The 19,472-nt window shown below is 41.0% G+C and carries 16 protein-coding genes and 3 pseudogenes; 9 read left to right on the top strand and 10 right to left on the bottom strand.

The genetic code is table 11. The annotated features are described in order from the left end of the window. The 8 genes and pseudogenes from Xentx_RS18810 to Xentx_RS09630 all read right to left on the bottom strand — a co-directional run. Positions 1-135 (bottom strand): annotated as a pseudogene (locus Xentx_RS18810) (IS630 family transposase); the annotation flags it as partial. A 72-nt stretch (positions 136-207) separates the two neighbouring features. Next, a complete protein-coding gene (locus Xentx_RS09655) occupies positions 208-996 on the bottom strand; it encodes an SDR family oxidoreductase (RefSeq protein WP_074020034.1) in 789 nt (262 codons plus the stop codon). A 51-nt stretch (positions 997-1,047) separates the two neighbouring features. Beyond that, on the bottom strand, positions 1,048-2,238 hold the full coding sequence (locus Xentx_RS09650; protein ID WP_074020033.1) for a multidrug effflux MFS transporter: 1,191 nt from the start codon (positions 2,236-2,238) through the stop codon (positions 1,048-1,050). Between the two features lie 13 nt (positions 2,239-2,251). Next, positions 2,252-3,997: a thiamine pyrophosphate-binding protein gene (locus tag Xentx_RS09645; RefSeq protein WP_074020032.1), complete on the bottom strand. Its 1,746-nt coding sequence runs from the start codon at positions 3,995-3,997 to the stop codon at positions 2,252-2,254. A gap of 3 nt (positions 3,998-4,000) precedes the next feature. Further along, on the bottom strand, positions 4,001-4,780 hold the full coding sequence (locus tag Xentx_RS09640) for a phytanoyl-CoA dioxygenase family protein (RefSeq protein ID WP_074020031.1): 780 nt from the start codon (positions 4,778-4,780) through the stop codon (positions 4,001-4,003). 19 nt (positions 4,781-4,799) lie between these two features. Continuing rightward, on the bottom strand, positions 4,800-5,585 hold the full coding sequence (locus Xentx_RS19795) for a 3-phosphoshikimate 1-carboxyvinyltransferase (protein ID WP_279625087.1): 786 nt from the start codon (positions 5,583-5,585) through the stop codon (positions 4,800-4,802). Between the two features lie 13 nt (positions 5,586-5,598). Next, positions 5,599-6,150, bottom strand: a complete 552-nt coding sequence (locus Xentx_RS19790) for a hypothetical protein (protein ID WP_279625086.1) — start codon at positions 6,148-6,150, stop codon at positions 5,599-5,601. Positions 6,151-6,975: 825 nt separating this feature from the next. Continuing rightward, positions 6,976-7,197: pseudogene (locus tag Xentx_RS09630) on the bottom strand (helix-turn-helix domain-containing protein); the annotation flags it as partial. 334 nt (positions 7,198-7,531) lie between these two features. Between Xentx_RS09630 and Xentx_RS09625 the strand changes: the two are divergent. The 5 genes from Xentx_RS09625 (at position 7,532) to Xentx_RS09605 (ending at position 11,685) form a co-directional block, all read left to right on the top strand. Next, on the top strand, positions 7,532-8,314 hold the full coding sequence (locus Xentx_RS09625) for an alpha/beta fold hydrolase (RefSeq protein WP_074020030.1): 783 nt from the start codon (positions 7,532-7,534) through the stop codon (positions 8,312-8,314). Positions 8,315-8,514: 200 nt separating this feature from the next. After that, positions 8,515-9,078, top strand: coding sequence for a peptidylprolyl isomerase (locus Xentx_RS09620; RefSeq protein WP_074020029.1), 564 nt, complete (start codon positions 8,515-8,517; stop codon positions 9,076-9,078). Positions 9,079-9,121: 43 nt separating this feature from the next. Next, positions 9,122-9,448 carry a hypothetical protein gene (locus Xentx_RS09615; RefSeq protein ID WP_074020028.1) on the top strand — a complete coding sequence of 109 codons (327 nt, stop codon included), beginning with the start codon at positions 9,122-9,124 and terminating at the stop codon, positions 9,446-9,448. 11 nt (positions 9,449-9,459) lie between these two features. Beyond that, positions 9,460-10,287, top strand: a complete 828-nt coding sequence (locus Xentx_RS09610; protein WP_074020027.1) for an MBL fold metallo-hydrolase — start codon at positions 9,460-9,462, stop codon at positions 10,285-10,287. Positions 10,288-10,470: 183 nt separating this feature from the next. Next, positions 10,471-11,685, top strand: a complete 1,215-nt coding sequence (locus tag Xentx_RS09605) for an acyltransferase family protein (protein WP_074020026.1) — start codon at positions 10,471-10,473, stop codon at positions 11,683-11,685. Positions 11,686-11,859: 174 nt separating this feature from the next. Here Xentx_RS09605 and Xentx_RS09600 read toward each other — a convergent pair. Together Xentx_RS09600 and Xentx_RS09595 are read right to left on the bottom strand one after the other, a co-directional pair. Further along, positions 11,860-12,744, bottom strand: a pseudogene (locus tag Xentx_RS09600) (IS982 family transposase). A gap of 175 nt (positions 12,745-12,919) precedes the next feature. Then, entirely contained in the window at positions 12,920-13,807 is an 888-nt protein-coding gene (locus tag Xentx_RS09595) for a LysR family transcriptional regulator (RefSeq protein WP_074020025.1), read from the bottom strand. Positions 13,808-14,302: 495 nt separating this feature from the next. On the opposite strand from Xentx_RS09595, the gene Xentx_RS09590 reads away from it, so the two are divergent. From Xentx_RS09590 to Xentx_RS09575, 4 genes are read left to right on the top strand one after another with little or no spacing between them, the layout of a single operon-like run. Next, a complete protein-coding gene (locus Xentx_RS09590; protein ID WP_074020024.1) occupies positions 14,303-15,730 on the top strand; it encodes a bifunctional 2-methylcitrate dehydratase/aconitate hydratase in 1,428 nt (475 codons plus the stop codon). 48 nt (positions 15,731-15,778) lie between these two features. Beyond that, the gene (locus tag Xentx_RS09585; RefSeq protein WP_074020023.1) at positions 15,779-16,921 is read left to right on the top strand and encodes a hypothetical protein; all 1,143 of its coding nucleotides are present in this window, start codon (positions 15,779-15,781) and stop codon (positions 16,919-16,921) included. Continuing rightward, a complete protein-coding gene (locus tag Xentx_RS09580; RefSeq protein WP_074020022.1) occupies positions 16,918-17,898 on the top strand; it encodes a hypothetical protein in 981 nt (326 codons plus the stop codon). The genes Xentx_RS09585 and Xentx_RS09580 overlap by 4 nt, the downstream gene beginning before the upstream one ends. A 27-nt stretch (positions 17,899-17,925) precedes the next feature. Further along, positions 17,926-19,308 (top strand): MFS transporter, encoded by a 1,383-nt coding sequence (locus tag Xentx_RS09575; RefSeq protein WP_074020021.1) that lies wholly within the window; start codon positions 17,926-17,928, stop codon positions 19,306-19,308. Positions 19,309-19,472: the final 164 nt, after the last annotated feature.

The following is a 19,472-nucleotide window of genomic DNA, read 5'->3' as shown; positions in this document are numbered from 1 at the left end:
TGCAATCATCTGAGCAGTCCAGCCCTCTGATGCCAAAAGCACGGCCTTGATGCGATCACAGACTCGACTGTCACGAGTGGTATCATGCATCAATTCGAGGGCTCGTTTTTGTTCTGGTGTCAGATGAATTTTCATGGTTGCAAGCATGATCTGATTTGGATAAGAAATCAAGCATCTTCAATGGCGATTGGTATAGAAGGATGCGCCTTAAAAAACACCGGAATAGGCACCACCATCAATAAGGATGTTTTGTCCCGTTATATAACTTGCATAATTACTACACAAAAAAGCACAATACGCACCAAATTCTTCGGGAGTACCAAACCGTCCAGCCGGGATTTTCTGGCTTCGTTGTATTGCCATACTTTCCGGCGAATCTCCGCATCTTGACGCTTTTTGTACAAATGTTTGTCTCAGACGATGGGTATCGAAAGCGCCAGGTAATAGATTATTTATGGTAACATTATTACTCATCAGCGCATGAGATTTTGCCAGACCACTAATGAAAGTTGTTAGCCCCCCTCGTGCTCCGTTTGATAATCCCAGCTCACTTTGAGGCGCTTTCACTGTTCCAGAAGTAATATTGATAATACGCCCAAAACAGCGATTAACCATTTTATCCATGACAGCCTGAATCAGGCTGATTGGAGTAAGCATATTAGTATTAATGGCCTGATACCATATTTCACGAGTCCAGTCGGAATAAATGCCTGTTGGTGGACCCCCCGCATTTGTGACAAGGATATCCACCACAGGTGGTGTATTCAGCACAGTATCCTGAATTTCTGATTGTGTTATATCACCTGATACCCATTTTACGGATATAGCAGAATTTATATTTTGAAGCTGTTGTGCCGCCACTTTCAGTTGTTCAGATCTTCGTGCGTTAATAACAACATTTACACCTTCTGCCACTAGTGCAGCAGCGCAAGCAAATCCTAAACCTTCGCTGGCTGCACATATGACAGCCCAGCGACCCGCGATTCCAAGATCCATATTCTCTCCGTTAGTGTGACAGTGAAGATAACATTATCAATGTTGGTTGCTCTATAAGCGCCGGTTTTTTGTTTCGGATACCCTATACAGGGTAAAAGTAATGAAAACAAAACAAATCAAGGCAAGAATGAAAAGTCCCCACATTAAACCCGTTGCTGTTGTTGTATGCCCACTAGATAAAAACCATAATACAATGGCTGCTCCGGCCATTTTTAGTGCGCCTTGTAACGCACTGCCTGTTCCGGACAATTCTGGATGTCCATGCAAACTTATCCCAAGTAATAATGGAGAAGACAGTCCACACCCTAGCCCTACCGCAAAACTATAAATAATGATAAATTCAATCGACAATATCTGAGTAAAATAAATAAAGATGAGCGCCATCGCTGTAAACAATACTAATAACGGGAGTGAAACTTTCAGAATTCTTTCAGGTGTGGAATGTGACAACCATTTTTTTGTCAGCAACGAACCTATGACGATCCCAGCAGAATAAACCATAAACAAATATCCATTCTGTGATGAAGATAATTCAAATTGTGTCTGGAATACGAAAGGGCTGGCAGTAAAATAACCAATGGTAATAGCAAACAAAACGGCAGAAACAACACTGTATACAACAAAATTAATGTCAGATAACAGAATTCGAAAACCTGTTATTCGGCCATTGTCTGTTGATTTCATCGGTGATGTTTCCGGCAATGTCATTTTTACAAAAAATGCACCTATCAGCATCATTATGGTAAGGGCTATAAAATTAAACTTCCACGGCAGATATTCTGTAATATACCCACCAATGACAGGTGCAAAAGCAGGCGAAACTTGTGATGCCATCGAAAAAATAGCCAGTGATTTAGATAACTCCGTCTTATCGCGGAAAGTATCACTGAGTATAGCTCTGCTAATGACCGGACAGCCACCTGCACCAATACCAGTCAGAAGCCGGAATAGAGATAGCGTGTGAAATGATTCAGCCGTAGAAGTCAGATAATTACCGATAGCGGAAAATAATAAGGAAAATACAATGACAGGAATGCGTCCGTGTTTATCGGAGAGAGGCCCATAAAAAAGTTGGGATACAGCGAAACCAACGAGATAATAAACAACAAGGCTTTGTGCTTGATTGTCAGTAATTGCGAGTGCGGTTTTTATTATAGGGAGGGCTGGATTATAAAGATCTATAGAAAATAATCCCAATACCAGTATAACGCACGAATTGATGATAATAAGTTTTGACTTCATGCCTTTTCACCTTTCATACGAGTGGGAACGCTTTTATGCGTTTGTTATATTCTTTATTTGGCGTTGTGTGTTGATTGTCACATTTAATTTCGATTAAAAATGGGCTGTTCTGTTGCATAATTTCGGCAATGCATTCCTGTAATTGATCAGGAGAATTGACACACAAACAGTTTAACCCTAATCCTCTCGCCAATTGACACCAATCATAATCGGGAATTTTTGTCAGATCTGTTTTGTTATCTTTATTATTAAAATAGCTTGCAGCATAAGATGCATTATTAAAGACAATGAAAAGTATATTGCGATGGTATTTTGATGCTGTGGCTAACTCCATTCCCTGCATTAACATACAACCATCACCTGTTATAACCATACATTTTCTATCTGGAGCAGCAAAGCTGGCTCCTATTCCTGCTGGGATACTCCAGCCCATAGGGCCAAGTGTGGTTGCTGATATATACGCTTCAGGTCTGCGGGCGATCCAGTGATGACCAAAAAATGATCGGTGCGCACCAGAATCAACACTGACTATTCCATTTTCTGGAAAATGTTTCTGGAGGATATTGATATAGGATGCTGGGTGTCTTGTTGCATCGCCTGTTGCGCTAAAATCAATAGGGAAATACTTGGGAATTATACTAAGGTATTGTAACCATTTCTCCCGTTTAGAACGGCCTTGCATGAGAATATTAGGGTAATGTTCATCAAGAGCTTCCAGGAATGCACTACTGTTTGCTGTGATCCCACAAGTGATATCAAGGTATTTACCAAGATATTCGGGATTAGTATCCACCTGAACTGTTCTACCTGAAAGCTGTAAGTCTGGAGACCATAACATAGTGCTCCACTGAGTGGTATCCATGCCCAATAAAATAATACCTTCCAACTCTGGATTCTTAAATGCTTCAATCGCTCTGGGACTCCCTGAATAACCATAAATACCGAGTGACAAAGGATGATCTTCTGGAAATATCCCTTTACCACTCAGCGTTGTTGCTACTGGGAAATGATACTTTTCTGCAAATGCTAACAGTGTATCAGCAGTTTCAGGTGTTTTACTGCGTAACCCCGCGAGAATGATGCATTTATGGGTTTTACTCATGAAATTTTCAAATTCGGGTGAATGTATTTTGTTAATATCGACCGGACGATTTTTCCAAGAATCAGCAATGCTTGAACTAATGTCGGGGCGATTTTCATCATATTCATTTAAAATTTCCTTACTGACTCCCAGATACACAGGACCCCTTTCAATTCCTTTCATTGCCCGAAGTGATTCTCTCAGAAATCGGCTGATTGATTGACCCGCTTTCACTTCAAATGTTGCGCGAGTTACCGGAGAAAAAATGGCTTGTTGGTTAATTCCAGATTGGGTACTGTCCTGTAATACATTGTGCATTTCCATTGCTGAAGAAATTTGACCAGCTAAGAGTAAAACAGGAAAATTATCTGTGTAGGCGGAAGTTATGCCTGTCAGAGTATTTGTAACATCAGGGCCACCAATGACTAGACATATACCAAAATTGTCAGAAACACGAGCATATCCTTCTGCCATATAAGCAGCCCCCGTTTCGCAGGCGGTGACTACCGGAACAGGAAAAATATCTAATACTGAATCATTATCTTTCGGGTAACATTTCATGAATGCATTAATGAGTTTACCTGGCACCATAAAGAGATGAAAAGCACCTAATCGGCGTAGCTGCCTCAATATATAAGATGCCCCATTTTCTTTCTGTCCATCATTTGAATATGTCATAGTTCATAGCCCTATAAAGTGTATATTTTGCTTTTTCATTATTTTTAATGAATCCTCATGAAATGAGTCTGGGTATCGGACATTAGGCATATCTGCAAAATAAGGTTTTGGGCTTTTGGGGAGATAATCTGAAACATGCATATTATGTTGAGCACGATCCCGAAGGTACTGTAGGTATGGTTCGTTATGTTGTTCTGAAGCAGAGACTGTCCATTGTAAAGCTAATTTGGTGTTATCAGGCGCCTTATCAGGATAAGTGCTTCTGTGAGTTATTCTGTTATCCCAGAGAATAAGATCACCGGCTTTGCTCATGATAACTTTTTCGTAGGCTTGTGGAATATTCAACATACTTTTCACAGTGGCTTGATCTAGCCGATGAGAAAAGGGGATGAGTGTTATTCCTCCGCCATGATCAGGCTCATTATCCTGCAAATAGATAGCACATTGCATAAATTGTAAGTGTGTATCAGGATTTATTATCTCATCAGGTAAAAAATAGGCATCATTGTGCCAAGGGATATAAACACTTTCCCGAATCGTAAAATTAGGGAATAAAGAAAAAGTTCTGCCAAAAATCTCCTTGATTGCTGTAACTGCTTTATCATTCAAAATAGCATGAAATATTTCAGTGTTTTTTAATATGTCTGTTGGAAGAAGAGTTGAAAGATTATTTATTTCAGAGGTTTTTTTATAAAAATCTCTGATATTTTTAATCTCTTCTTTGCCTATTATTTCAGGTATCACAACATAACCCTGTTCGCACATTTTTTTGGTGATATTCATATTGATATCCTCAATAAAGTTAATAAGCTGACTCAGATTGGTGAATCATTTCTTTGAATGTAATACCAAGTTGCTCAAACTCTTTAAAGAAAGAAGGGAATGAACAATGGACATCTTCATAACCATCAATGTAATTAGTTTGTTGACAACGTAATGACGCTACAAATAAAGACATAAAAATACGATGATCCCCCCAACTAGACAGTCTACAATTTCCAGAATAGGATGATGCTCCATGAATTTCGAAACCGTCATAAACATCATTTATAATCAAGGGTTGAATGTTAACACCCAATTTTAGTAACTCATTTACCATTGCTTTTATTCTTGATGATTTATGAAGACGGGTTATAGATCCCCCGGTAACTCTGAAACAGCCATTGACATATATTCCTATTGAAGCTAACGTAGGTACAATATTAGGGCAGTTGCTGACATTAAATTCATAGTTTCCAGTGAGTAGACCTTTTCTATTAATCAACCTAATTTCATTTTTTTGATCATTTCTAATGACTTCCACTCCCATTTCTTTAACAAATGCCAGAATAGCCTGCTCACCTTGTAAGCTCTTACTATTGATATTTTTAAGTGTCAAATCACATGGAAATAAAGTCGCTACCGCAACCAGATAAGAACACGAAGTGTAATCGCCTGTTATTATATATTCAGCAGGACTGTATTTACCAGGGAACACCGTAATTTTGGAGAAATTTTCATTATGTTTAAATTTAATGCCGGCTATTGCAAGAACTTCTAATGTCTGCCGAATATAGGATAATGATAGGATCTCTCCTTTGATTTTCACTGTAGTACTTTTTTTAGCAAGGGGGGGCTGTGAAAAGAATTGCTGTAATAAATTGGGAACTAATGTTTCCTTCGATTTCGCATTCACCACCAATATACCCTCCCCAATTGATGAAAGGTGCTTTTCCGTTCATATGAACACTGGAGATGTTTCCACCCAATTCAACAAGTGAATTCAGTAAAGGTTCCATCACACGAGTTCTGAGAGTTGCATCACCCGATATCACAGCGGGAGTTTCACTGTGGCAAGTAAGGGCAGTTATTACACGGAAGACTAGCCCCGAACCGAGAGCATCAATGACTTTTTTTTCAGGGTTAATTTTACCACCAGTTCCATAAATAATTAATCTTCTCGGTTCCTCAATAATTCTGGCTCCAATACTGCGACATGCTTCTTTCATTGTACTGGTTTCCAGACAACGTAAGTCATTATTAATAATTGACTTACCGTCAGCCAAACTGGCAGCCAGAATAGCTCGTTGAGTTTCTGGCTTCGATGAGGGTATATAAGCGGAATGAAGAATATAATTAGATGGATTAACAGCCAGATATTTTGATGACAACATAACTTTACTTTTCCTTTCATAATAATATTGCAGACAGATGAAATATCCCGCTTTTTGGTAACTGAGTATTTATAAAACAAAATATGAAATGCATTTTTATGTAATTTAACCATGTTGTTAAACTTTAATATGTTTTTAATTTCGTGAGATAGAATTAAAATATGATCTCCTTATTTTTATTATCGTGTAAATTCTAACAATTGTACTTTACAGATATTAAACGGCTGATATACATCTTTAAAGTTTAATTAATTCAATTTTATTTGATTTGTTTGTCAGTTTATAATCAAATATTATAAAAACAAAAATATAAAATATTAATTTCTTTAATTATATAATTCGATTAATAGCTATAATTTCAAAAATACTTGCATTTATATAATAAATTCATTCATGAGATAGTCTGAGTGGTAATCTTAAAAATTTCTTCTCTCAGGAGAAAATCACCTCTAAAAATTGCGGTTCTAAAAGTCATTTGTCTATTAATTAACTTATTGAATTAGATGATAATGTAACGGTGGTTTTGATGTATACCTTTGCACAAATTGTGGTTTATATCTGGGAACGCTAACAGTGTAGCAGGAATAGCGAAATAACTTCATTACCATGGTTTCAGTTACAAGAAATTGATGAAGATTTATTATGTTATAAGGAATGTATACGGCCTATAGTGCTAAACTAATTGCCAGCCAGAAAGGAGTTTTCGACTAATAAGATGCTAATTATTTTGGCCTATGTAGGATGACACTGACGCGCTGCGCTTGTCTTCTCTGATTTACGCGACTAACTCTGTTTTGTTTGTTCAGCAGACAGACGGTTTCAGAGCCCCCCATTTTGAGGGACGAGCTTTTCCTCAGAGAAGTAGTCCTTCAGATGGCGATTCACTGTACTTTCATGAATACGCAAAGCCTGGGCAATCATCTGGGCAGTCCAGCCTTCTGAGGCCAAAAGCACGGCCTTGATACGGTCGCGTACGCGCCCATCACGAGTCGTATCGTGCATCAATTCAAGCGCTTCTTTTTGGGCATCTGTCAGGGTAATTTTCATGGGCGCGATTTTGATCTGATAGGAATGAAAAATCAAGCATCTTCAATGACGATGGGTATAATGCGACTAAATTGCCCTTTCGTGCATCTACAATTTCGATAGGGATATCGAAATTATCCATTAGGGTAATGGTGATAATTGCTCTAATAATACTGACAAGAGTGTGAGGGAAATTAATAACCCCCCCTCCCTTATGTTGCTGAAGAAAATAACATTAATTTTTCCATAAACTTAGAAAAGTTTAAGTTTTCCATTGGTGAGTCAGGGTGCTTGGATCTGTATCACGTTATATGGAATCAATGATAAAGCTAAAAATAAGAATACGGAGTGCTAAATGTTTATTCGACCACTTAAATTAACTCAGCATGTCGATGTACAAGGGCCTGAAAAAGCTACCACATTGATACTTCTTCATTCTTTGGGAACGGATTTGCATTTGTGGGATTTGCAAATGCCACGATTAACCGAACGCTATCGTGTTGTCAGACTAGATATTCGAGGTCATGGGCTAAGCGCTGTTGATGCTCAACCGTTTTCAATGTCCGACCTAGCCGATGATGTTGTCGCCGTGCTGGATCACCTGAAAATCAATTCGTTTTATATTGCTGGCGTTTCGATTGGAGGCACGATAGCGCAATGGATTGGTTTCAAATTACCTAAACGGGTACTGGGTATGGTTATCATCGATACTTCATTGGTGAACGCCGCGCCACCTTCGCTATGGCGCGCTAGGGCGGAAGATGTCTTCCAACATGGCCTTGAACACCTTGAGAATGGCATTATCAGCAATTGGGTTACATCGAAATTTATCGACTCGCCTGAGACTGATGGCCTCAGGCAGATGCTGCGTCGTACAACGGTCGAAGCTTTCTCGGGCTGTTCTTTAGCGATTGCCGATACTGATTTAACAAATATGCAGATTCCTGATGTGAGAGCGGTTGTGGTCAGAGGGGCAGAAGACAAGCTGACGCCACAAGACTATGCACAACGTCTGGCAAATAAACGGAATGCAGAATTACATATAATACCTGGAGCTTCTCATTTACCGAATTTTGAGCAACCAGATGCGCTCACAGATGAAATCATATCGTTTATCGAAGGCAATACACATTATTAACCCGGTATGCTTTTACCAATAATTGAATTTTAAGAATGTAAATAAATCCATTTAAAATCAATTTTATAAACAATATATTGCGATTTAAATTAACAAAAGTATTTCTATTTGAACACCGGCTTAATAACGGCCATAAACATAAATATGGAGCGTATGGGCGTTGTTAATAAGCAAATGGATTGTGAAATGGAGTCAATTATATGAATCGTCGGTTATTTATAGGTGGATGCTTGGGTTTATGTGCAGGTGCAGCCGTGCTTCCCACTGCGTTAAGTTGGTTAAGTATTCAGGGGGATATCATAGAGATGGAATTGGATAGTGGAACTGTAACTATCCAATTATTTTCAGATTTGGCCCCCAATCATGTGGATCGTATAAAAACGCTGGTTCAGTCGAAATTTTATGATGGCATGCCTTTTTCTCGTGTTATTGATGGATTTATGGCGCAAACAGGAGATCCAGTAAAAAGTACGAGATTCGATCACATAACATTACCTAAACTGGCCGCTGAATTTAATCACCTACCGTTTGAACGTGGCACTATTGGAATGGCGAGATCGAGAAATCCACATAGTGCCTGCCATCAATTTTTTATCACCTCCACCAGAGCAAACTTCTTAGATAATAATTATACCGCGTTCGGAAAAGTTACAAGAGGTATGGATTTGATTGAACAGCTCCGTCGAGGCGATGCCGAGATTGGTACTGTTGTGAATCCGGATGTCATTAAAAGAATGCGATTAGTAACAACTGAAGTCGTGTAATCACGAAATTATTAAAATATCTATTTGCAGGAGTTGATATCAAATGCCCAGCATTACCATTTATACGTCCGCAGACTATCGATTAGATGCTGTTTCTTTTGCAGAATTCTCGACCTCTTTAGCAAACCTTGCCATGGAGCTCCTGAAAGCAAAAGAAAATAATATTCATATCAGCTATTTTACCGCTGACATAGGGTTTGGGACACCAGTTTACTTAGAAGCAAAGCTCAGGCAGGAGGTTTTCCGTACCGGACCCGTGCTGGATGAGTTTTTGCATCAGGTCGATTTATTAATTAAGGAGAAGATCGGCATAGTGGCGAGAATTCGCTGCTTTCTTTATGAAGTCAATAGCATTTATGCCATAAATTGAGGGGGAATATTATGAATGAAAAATTTCCAATAAAAGACCTTGGTGATGTCTCAGTTACCGCAGTAAGTGATGGTTACCTCCAAGTTGATTTTAGGCTACTTGCAAATGTTGATGAAGCAGAGTGCAGAAAAATCCAAGAAAATGCCTGTATAAGTGAACGAAATGCGGTTCATATTAATACCTTCTTAATCCGACGAAAGGGCGAAAACATCTTGATCGATAGTGGTGCAGGTGGTGTTAAAGGCTGGGGGGGGGAACTGGTAAATAATCTTGCCAAACTTGGGATAAAACCAGGGGATATTGACGCAGTTCTTCTTACGCATGCTCACCCTGACCATATTGGTGGGCTAATCAATTCACAGGGAGAGGCTGTATTTCCTTTCGCAGAATTACTGATAAGCGCTGATGAATTTAATTATATAGAAGATGAGAAAAATTTTCTTGCCGTCACTGATCGTGTAAAAGGTAACTTTCTTTTGGCGCGGAGTATATTTAAAAAGTATCAGCACAATCTTCGCTTAATTGATGAAGGCGAGATTTATCCCGGCATTTTTTCGATACTGTTAAAAGGCCATACGCCTGGTCATATGGGATATAGCGTTAAGGGTTGCAATGAAAATTTGTTGATTTGGGGAGATATTGTCCATTTTCCACACATCCAATTGTTAAAACCGGAAGTATCTATAGCTTTCGATCATGATCCACAACAGGCGGCGGAAACGCGTGCTCGCATCCTTGATATGGTCAGCTCAGACCGAATTCTTGTCGGTGGGATGCATTTTGGATTACAAGGATTTGGCTATATAGAAAAACTGAAGTCAGGATATGGGGTAGTCTAAAGCAAAGGAAGAGTATGTCAGCCATAAAATAATTTTCCTGACAGTCATTATTATTTTTCAAAGCTGAGTGCATGTTAATCCTGAATTATATTGCTTTGCCGTTATTCATTATTCTGTCTGTAACTATGATTCTATTTCAGAATGAACTTATTAATTTAAAAATACCGCCTATGAGGGAGTGTGATGAATTCAGCAGTAACAAGAGAAGTAAATGTTGATATTATTTACGACAAAGTTAATAAAATACCAGGGAGGCAACCAATGGCGGCAGGGGCACTAACAGTACGGCCTAAACTACCTTCAATTACCGGGAGTAGGTTCTGGGCCGCCTTTTTAGTTTTTTTATTTCACGCATCGCTGCCCAGCGATCTCGCACCATTTGCAGACCCCAAAATCCAGCATATTTATACGGTTATTGTAGGTAAGGCTGGATGGTTAGGTGTTTCATACTTTTTTATATTAAGTGGATTTATTATGGTGTGGTCCGCAAGAGATAACGATACCGTTGGTGATTTTTACCTAAGGCGTTTTGCTAAGATTTATCCCACTCATTGTCTGACCTGGGTTGTCGCATTTATTGTTGGTGCAATTAGTATTTATCAGTATAAATTATGGTCATCAAATCTTCTGCTGTTAAATACTTGGTTTGACGATGTCCGATACTTTTTCGTGGGTAATAGACCTAGCTGGTCTTTGTGCATCGAAGCGATGTTTTATCTTTCATTCCCGTTTCTTTTTAGAATAATGAAAGCCATACCTGGAAAGTACGATTTACTTGGCTTTATTGCTGTAACCGTATCATCTTTTCTGGTACAGATGTCTATTTACATATGGGCTGAGCCGAACAAAATGATGGGAGCATTCCCTATCTCTCAGCATCACTTTTGGATTTCGTATATTTTCCCACCAACGCGTATATTTGAGTTTCTTGCAGGTATGTTTGCCGCACGATTGCTGATAAATGGGCGAGCAATCATGCTAAATAAAACAACATCGTTTGCCTTACTTGTCGCGACGTATATTGGATCCATGTATATTCCATACCAATTCAGTATGAGTGTAGTATTTATCATTCCAGTTTGTTTATTAATTACTTCATTTGCTGGTGATGATATAAAATACAAAAAAACCGCTTTCAATCATAAAACATCGGTTTGGTTAGGTGAGATCTCTTATGCGTTCTATATGGTACATTTCTTAGTGCTTTTCTATTTTTTGAATTTGACGGCAGGAAAGAAGTTCAGTTTGGTGGAAGGTGCCGGGCTTATAGTCGTTGCGCTGATTCTGTCAATATCTTGTGCATCTTTTTTATACAAGTATTTCGAAGTCCCGATGATGAAAATAATCTTGGCTAAGTTCAGAACAAAAACACTGGTCATTATGAATAGATCTTCTTAATAATAGATCTGAAACGTTATAGAGAAATTATCTCGTTAAAGTACGAAGTGGCTCCTTCTCATCCGGAGGGTGCAGCATGCTGTAATAGCCTATTCTCTAACTATTTACTGCTTAATCAATGAGAAACCTATAGTCTTTTACTAGCATCTTCCGTGAACGATTATGTAGCTAACCTCAGCTTCGTTTAAGAATAGCAATATCAGTGTCCCGTAAGTTCAAGCTCGGTTTTTTAGGTTGGAAGGTATAAGCAATGAGACCTGCGGCGATTTCAAGCAGAAAACCGAGCTGACTGCGATGTCTTGAATGCCCTATTTGAGAAATATTTTTGAGCTGGTCGATGACCGTTTATATCAAAAATCGCTTTCTTAACATTGACTTATCCCATAGAGATAACGCTTTGGCTTTCATGTTACTACGGACATGAGTGATTAACGTGATCCCTTCCGCTTCCAACTCATCGCATAACGCCTGTGATAAATACCCTTTATCGCCATATAAACATCCCGTTAAACCTCTTGCTAATGCTTTGACAGGGTGACGATCATCCTTGTTTCCTGCGGTTAATTTCACGGCCAAAAGTTCCCCGCAATCATTGATAACTAGATGAAGTTTAAAACCATAGAACCAGCCCGTGCTGGTTTTTCCTCGTTGTGCAATTCCCTCAAATACCCGATGATGGGGAATACGAAGGTTGTGGCAAACGGCAATTTTGGTGGAATCAATAAAAGCGATCCCTTGGGTTGTCGCTTTACGCGACGAAAGAAAAGCGCATAAAGGAATAATAGCCCTCTTCTTCAGGGTAAGCATGCGGATATAGCTGACTAATCCGGGAAATTCGGCGATAAGGCATTGTTTTACATGTTTATTATAAAACGTTTTAAAATCACGATAATGGCTCATATGGAATAAAATGAGGATCGCCATGACTTCACTGAGAGAAAGGGAAGCTTCGCGGCGCCGTTTGAGTAATCGGCTTTCAATGAGCTGTTGATGCCAGAGAGGGATAAATTTTTGGCAAAAATCATCGGCGCAGCAGTAAAGTTCTTCTAAATTAGACATGCCTGAGGATCTCCACGATTTTGTTTTCTTTGACAAAAACTTTGATCGTGCCTCAGGCACTTTAGTTCCCTTCTTAAACGAATCTCAGGTTAGCTACTTTTACCGATAATGATCAAATGGTATGTGTCTTTTTTTATTAGGATTAAGAGCATAGTGTGTAGTCTGGACAAGTGTGTTAATAGCCGATATCTCGCAGCCGTGGATCCTGAAAGACGGAAGCCATCATATCGGTAAATTTTGCGCTATCCAGATAGGGACATTCTGGACGGTATACCAGTTCTATTTTGAAATCGTTGAACTGGCCGGATAGCTGATGAATTTTTATTTTGCTCTTTACTCTGCTACTGATCGAACAACGTAACACCAGTGAGACGCCTTTACCGGCGGCAATACTTGAAAACAGCACAGGGTAGGAGCCACACTCAACCACACGTTTTGGTGTGATATTGCTTTCATTGAAGAGCACATTGAAATTGCGGGTTGAAGTTGCGCATTTTTTACTGCTAAGCAAAAAGACTTCGCCATCCAGACTGGAGATATCTGTTATGGGGGGATAATTTTTCTCGGTGATAATCACCAGTTCACTGGAAAGTAATAAGGATCGTGCATGTTGTGAGTTGGTAAAGCCTGCCCCGATGATTACTGCATCAAACTCATTTTTATCAAAGTCACTGAGCAAACCTATTGTATTCCCGATTGAAATATCGATATTCCAGCCTAGATCCTGCTCTAAATCAATCAGCGAGCTAATAATATAGGGAGGTAAGCATTCAATTATTCCAACTCTTATGGTTACCCGACTGCTTTTAGAGTAGGAAATGTTGTTTTTGCAATCATCCGCTAGGTTCAGAATTTTTTGCGCATAATCATAAAGTATCTGACCTTGTGCTGTGGGAGAGCATCCATCGATTTTTCTGTCTAACAAGGTAACATCAAGGTTATCCTCCAAATTTCGTATTCGATGGGAAATGCTTGATTGCACTCGATTCAGGCGCTCTGCGGCTTGGGTTATGTTCCCTGTCTCCACGACCGTCACGAACGCAAGAAGTTCACTTATCTTCATTTGAGACCTAATGCTGAAAGTTGATTTAATATTTCAATAGTATTTATTAACATGGTGGCAATCGATCTGTTTTTGTATGGTATAATATCATATAAAACATTTGGTTATAAAAACACAAATAGCCACAGGGTTAATATAAATTGTGATGTTTAATTTGTCACTATATTTCTAATTCTGAAGACATGCTGGGCCAATTGCTGCCTGCAATTGGCAGAGACATCACAGTATTGATCCGCCTGTTTCTGTTTAATAACCGACACGCCTTAATGTCTCATTATTCATCTGAATATGGTTAGGGTATTTATTTTTTCGATGAATGCCTCGATTTTATTCGCTGGTTTTTTTATTCGTATGCCAAATACAATTTCATTGGTAAGGTCTTGTTGTTTACTTATAAATTAACTAGATATCGGATTAATTAAATACAAACCTATATCTTTCATGACCTTTATTATTTGTATTGGTGAAAACTTCTTTTCGTTAATGGGATAAAAAATGGCACATGCTGAGTTTGATAAAATAATGATTGAGCTGGTTGATTATGCCTATGAGCAAGCAACCTTTGATAATGAGACGCTTCACCTAGCGCGTTTTTGCCTTCTGGATTCGATTGGGTGTGCGATCGCTGCCTCTACCGACCCAGATTGCTCCAGGCTGATGCGCAGTGTGCAATTCAGTAAGAACAACCAGGGTGTGCCTGTAGTGGGCACTGCACTACGATTAGGCCCAATTGAAGCGGCTTTTCAGATTAGTTCGATGATCCGCTGGCTTGAGTTTAACGATACATGGCTAGCACAAGAATGGGGGCATCCGTCCGATAACCTGGGGGCGATTTTGGCAGCTGCGGCATGGCGTAACCTCTCCAATAACAATCAGTCAGCTGTCAGCATGACAGCCGTTCTGAACACGATGATTCGTGCTTATGAAATTCATGGTGTGTTGTGTTTGTCAAATTGTTTTAATGAGCTGGGTATTGACCACGTCGTGCTGGTCAAGATAGCTTCTGCAATCGCTGCCGCCCAAATCCTAGGATTATCAAAAGATCAGGCGCTCAGTGCACTTTCCAACGTAATTATCGATGGTCATTCCCTCAGAACCTACCGACATGCACCAAATGCGGGAACGCGTAAATCATGGGCTGCCGGTGATGCAGCGGCACGAGGTCTACAGTTTGCTCTTTTTGCACAAACTGGTGAAATGGGTTATCCAACGGCGCTCACTGCTAATCGTTGGGGGTTTGATGATGCGGTTCTCAGAGGTCAGCCGCTCAATCTGACACGTAATTTATCTGACTTTGTTATCAGGAATATCCTGTTCAAAGTTCCCAATCCGGCTGAGTATCATGCTCAGACAGCGGTAGAAGCGGCTATTTTACTTCGTAAACGGATGCTCTCTGAGGGACTTTCCCCTGAAAGTATCGAGTATGTGCGTGTGGAAACTACACGTCCTGCGATTCAAATTATTGATAAGTATGGAATATTGAATAACTCTGCGGATCGCGATCACTGCCTCCAGTACATGATTGCGGTAGGGCTTCAAACCGGAAATCTAACCATTAAGGATTTTCACGAACCACTTGCCTCCGATCCTCAACTAGAAGCAATACGTCAGAAAATTACATGCGCTGAACGTCCTTCGTTTACCGAAAGCTACTACGACCCAGAAAAGCGCGCGATCTCTAACGCTCTCTACATAAAGTTTCGTGGAATAACGGAAGAGGTGTCGGAACTCATCGAGTATCCGCTCGGCCATGTCCGTCGTCGTGAAGAATGTTTTGACGCGCTTCTGAAAAAATTCCATCTCAATCTCTCCGACAGTCCGCTACGAGATCAGGCAGGCATTCTGGCCGATACCCTGACTTCAGGCGAAAAGCTGGATGCTATGTCCGTTGCTGACTTCCTGAAATTGTTTTCTTGGGATTAAGATGCAACTAAAACATTTATATAATTCATAAAATTAGAGGTGATTAAAGTGAAAAGGGCAATACTTGTTGGCTGCGGTGCAGAAATTGGCGCAAACCTGCTGATTCAGAATGATCCGCAGCATGATGGTTTCGCTATTCAGATGGTTGTGACGAATCCTCCTTCAGTAGATAAACATTATCCCGAACTATGCCCGATTGACGGCATTGTGGCACGTCTAGCGATGGCGCATCCCGGTATACAGTCAAGGGTCAACGTTATCAATAAAAATACCCTGCAAATTGACGGTCGTGAAATTTGTTTCTTCTTTGGAGATTTAGCCAAGGAATGTCCGCCAGTAAAGGAGCGTTTCGATATTGGATTTGTTGCGACCAGTAAGCAAGATATGGATCAGAACAGCCCTGTGGCTCGAAATATGAAAGAGATGGCCGACGTAGTTCTGGGCGTTGCTGAGGCTGATAGCCTACCTAGTATCTACGGCTGTCTGGGAGATCTGACTGGCGTCGATATTAGTACGATACACAGCCAGGTTGTTAACTCTGGCATGTACTGCCTGGGATCCTGCCAGACGAATGGTATGCATGCTTCATTGCGTGTCGTGTGCGACACGCTGAGTACTATTAATTGCAACGCTTCGCATATTGTTGCTGTAGAAACCGATATTGTACACCCCGACACTCCCAATGGTGTGCTTGGTACACGTTCGTTTGAAGGGCGGATGCAGGATGCACGCGACAATCTCCGTCCAAGCTTTTCTCAAATTGCAATGAGCCAGAAAAAGGTCATGCCTTGGGCCCCACTGGTGAATACTGTATCGTTACGTGCACCAGTTCATGCACCCGGCTATCAAATAAATCGCTTTATAGTTAAGGATAATGGTGCGTTAAACATTGGTCTTATTGAGGCGGCAATTGAACGGGTGAACAAAGCACATCCTCATATTGTCCAGGCCTCACGTTCACCTTTAGGTGGACGTGCTTATGCATACGAGAGACGGTGTTCAACCATTCTCTCAGACACTAACCATTTATTAATCCTTCGCCCCTCGTATCTGGCAAGTCAGAATCTGAGTGAAGTTATCATCCAGTCGTTCGTTAACAATACGGTGGGTTACACCGCTGTTGTCCGGGCGGTAGCACGAAGTATTGCGCTGGGACAGCCAATTGCCACTTTTCGGGGGATTGAAAAATGAGCAGATCACATACCGTTGATTTATTGAGTTCTGGCTTTGTCGTGAAGACTGCCATGTCCGCAGCATTTAATGGAAAACTGAAGGCTGAAGTAGAACAGATATGCGCATTACACGAAATCTATCCTGAACTGATGATTCCGGTTTTGCACGACGGATTAGCCGCAGGTCGGCAGTTCTATGTTCTTGAAAAAAAAGACTCTCTCTCGTTATCTAATATCGTGTTTGATGAGCGGCGATATCTGGGGGAGAGGAGGGAAATTGTGCGGTGTGCGCTGGAAAACATACAAAAAGCAATCAACTTGGAGATAGGCAGCCAGACTGCACTGGAGAACGATATGCCAACCAGATTACTGGAGGAATGGGAAGGCACTCGTTTTGCACATGAACTTTTTGATAAACCAGTTTTGCTTAATGGTGCTCGCTTCAACATAACTGCCAGAGAGGTCTTTGAAAAATCGCTGGAAATGGCCCGCAGCGAAAAATTCCTTTCGATAGAAAAGGCCCATTTCAATTTCCATTTTGGTAACGTGCTTTATAACGAGGAGCGATCCCAGACCAGCTTCATTGACCCCGATTTTTCTGTACGAGGTCTCGATCCACTTTTTGGATTTTCTCGGTTTGCCTTTTCATTTTGGCATGAACTGGCAGCGGAGGTTGAAGATGCAGTCAAAATGGTACCTATGTCAGACGCACTTATGTTCGTTCTGTCGAAACAAGACTACGGTAATATTCTTAATGAAATCCCTGAAATAGGTGGGATTTCCGGTATGCTTCCGCTAATAGGCGAGCATATGCGTAATCGATTTTATGTTCTAACAACCTATTGTTTCTTAAGGAGTATTCGCATAAACGGTAGCAAGAAAGATTGGAAAGCACCGCGTTTTCCTGTAATAGCCCTGCCTGAAGAAGTGCTCATGCTAGGCATGCTGGCTTATCTCGAAGGAGCTAGCGTTGAGAGCGAAAGTCTTTGCGCGTAATTTCATTCCAATACAGGATCTGAGGATATGTCGTTAGTAAATAGTAATACCTTGGAACAAGGGTTTGAAACGCCGAGGCGATATCTGGCAGCTGCGGCCATTTTGATAGGCGTTCTAATGGCTGCATTGGATAGTTCCATTGTTAATATCGCCTTACCCTCCATTGCCAGTGCATTACAGATAGACTCAGCCTCCAGTATCTGGGTTGCCAATGGCTATCAGGTTGCCAGTGCTGCGACAATGCTGATTTGTGCGTCGCTGGGAACAAGGATAGGAGAGCGGCGTTTCTACATGGCAGGGATGGTGCTGTTTACTCTGTCCTCACTAGGCTGTGGTCTCTCACCGACCTTTGGCGTACTTGTTTTCATGCGAGTACTCCAAGGAGTGAGTTATGCGGTTATGATAAGCGTTGGATTGGGGCTGTACCGAGTGATCTTTCCACCAAGTTCGCTGGGAACGATATTTGGACTGAATGCGCTGGCATTTGCAGTAGGTACAGCCATCGGTCCTGCGCTGGGTGGTCTTATTATCTCTTACCTATCCTGGCCCTGGCTGTTCTATATCAACATCCCGCTGGGAGGGCTGGCTATAGTATTCTCGTTCATCTCATTGGGTATGGATACCGAAAAGGAGAAAGGCTTCGACTGGGGAGGGGCGATTAGCTCAGTTTTCGCATTAGGCCTGATGGTTATTGCTGTCGATCAAATCGGGCGCTGGGAGAGTAGCACCCTGATATTTTGTGGTGTTGCGTCTGTGGTGTTATTCGCCATCTTTTTAAGAATCCAGACGAGTTCAAATAACCCCTTATTGCCACTTGATATATTTCGTTCTCGGCAGTACACCTTAGCGGTGTTATCTTCTGTCTCCATGTTCGTCGCACAAGGGATGGCACTGGTCGGTTTACCCTTTGTGTTACAGTATACTTATCACTATTCTGTACTGGAATCAGCATTCATTTTCACACCCTGGCCGGTTGCTGTGGCCTGCTGTGCTCCGCTTGCAGGGAAGCTGTCGAACCATTTGAATCCAACCCAGATATCCACTGGGGGAGTGATAGTATTTTGCCTAGGTTTAGGCTCACTTGCTCTGTTGCCAGAAGCTGCGACGGTGAATGATTTTCTGTGGCGTGTGGCGGTTTGCGGGATCGGCTATGGTTTCTTCCTGCCACCAAATAATAAGGAAATGTTTTCAAATGTCTCAGCAAATCGTACGGTAACGGCCTCTGGAGTACTGTCAACGGCCAGAACGGCGGGGCAATCTATTGGTGCTGCATTGGTTGCGATGATAATTGCGTTGTTGAATGGATTAACAGGGCAAGCGGGCGTTCAGTTTGCCGTCTATGTGTTTGGGGTAGCTTGTGCCATATCGGCTCTATCATCTCTTGCCAGTACGCTACGTCTGCACCGGTAACTTAATGAGGTGAATTATGTTTTATGCTGGTAGCCGGTAAATTCTATCCGGCTGCTGGCACATTATATTTTCATCACTAATGGCTCACTAGTCACAAATATGTCAGTGGCTATTCAGTATCTTTTCTGAGCAACAGTAAGACAAGGAATGCCAAGTTGGGGTTG

Source organism: Xenorhabdus thuongxuanensis (assembly GCF_001908095.1).
GTDB classification, from domain to species: Bacteria; Pseudomonadota; Gammaproteobacteria; order Enterobacterales; family Enterobacteriaceae; genus Xenorhabdus; species Xenorhabdus thuongxuanensis.
This window is presented reverse-complemented; position numbering and strand designations above follow the sequence as displayed.

Coding starts and splice junctions, on each gene's coding strand:
- Xentx_RS09655 (WP_074020034.1), bottom strand. CDS start 996: ATGGATCTTGGAATCGCGGGTCGCTGGGCTGTCATATGTGCAGCCAGC.
- Xentx_RS09650 (WP_074020033.1), bottom strand. CDS start 2,238: ATGAAGTCAAAACTTATTATCATCAATTCGTGCGTTATACTGGTATTG.
- Xentx_RS09645 (WP_074020032.1), bottom strand. CDS start 3,997: ATGACATATTCAAATGATGGACAGAAAGAAAATGGGGCATCTTATATA.
- Xentx_RS09640 (WP_074020031.1), bottom strand. CDS start 4,780: ATGAATATCACCAAAAAAATGTGCGAACAGGGTTATGTTGTGATACCT.
- Xentx_RS19790 (WP_279625086.1), bottom strand. CDS start 6,150: ATGTTGTCATCAAAATATCTGGCTGTTAATCCATCTAATTATATTCTT.
- Xentx_RS09625 (WP_074020030.1), top strand. CDS start 7,532: ATGTTTATTCGACCACTTAAATTAACTCAGCATGTCGATGTACAAGGG.
- Xentx_RS09620 (WP_074020029.1), top strand. CDS start 8,515: ATGAATCGTCGGTTATTTATAGGTGGATGCTTGGGTTTATGTGCAGGT.
- Xentx_RS09615 (WP_074020028.1), top strand. CDS start 9,122: ATGCCCAGCATTACCATTTATACGTCCGCAGACTATCGATTAGATGCT.
- Xentx_RS09610 (WP_074020027.1), top strand. CDS start 9,460: ATGAATGAAAAATTTCCAATAAAAGACCTTGGTGATGTCTCAGTTACC.
- Xentx_RS09605 (WP_074020026.1), top strand. CDS start 10,471: ATGAATTCAGCAGTAACAAGAGAAGTAAATGTTGATATTATTTACGAC.
- Xentx_RS09595 (WP_074020025.1), bottom strand. CDS start 13,807: ATGAAGATAAGTGAACTTCTTGCGTTCGTGACGGTCGTGGAGACAGGG.
- Xentx_RS09590 (WP_074020024.1), top strand. CDS start 14,303: ATGGCACATGCTGAGTTTGATAAAATAATGATTGAGCTGGTTGATTAT.
- Xentx_RS09580 (WP_074020022.1), top strand. CDS start 16,918: ATGAGCAGATCACATACCGTTGATTTATTGAGTTCTGGCTTTGTCGTG.
- Xentx_RS09575 (WP_074020021.1), top strand. CDS start 17,926: ATGTCGTTAGTAAATAGTAATACCTTGGAACAAGGGTTTGAAACGCCG.